1 protein-coding gene is annotated in these 223 nt (G+C 49.3%); it reads left to right on the forward strand.

Annotated elements, in window-relative coordinates:
• Window positions 1–223: hypothetical protein (locus G327_RS27690; RefSeq protein ID WP_033298086.1), on the forward strand; the 223-nt coding region annotated here is incomplete at both ends.

The following is a 223-nucleotide window of genomic DNA, read 5'->3' on the forward strand; positions in this document are numbered from 1 at the left end:
GCAGTGAGTCAGGTGAGTCTTTATCTGAGCAGCCTGTGTTAGAAACGGAGCAGCCGGAAGAGACTGCCGAACTTAGTTTAGAAGCCCTGGCAGAATTTGAAAGCAGTGAGTCAGTTGAGTCTTTATCTGAGCTGCCTGAATTACAAACAGAGCCGCCGGAAGAGACTGCCGAACTTGATTTAGAAGCCCTGGCAGAACTTGAGAGCAGTGAGTCAGTTGAGTC

The sequence above is a fragment of the Psychromonas ossibalaenae ATCC BAA-1528 genome (genome assembly GCF_000381745.1).
GTDB lineage: Bacteria > Pseudomonadota > Gammaproteobacteria > Enterobacterales > Psychromonadaceae > Psychromonas > Psychromonas ossibalaenae.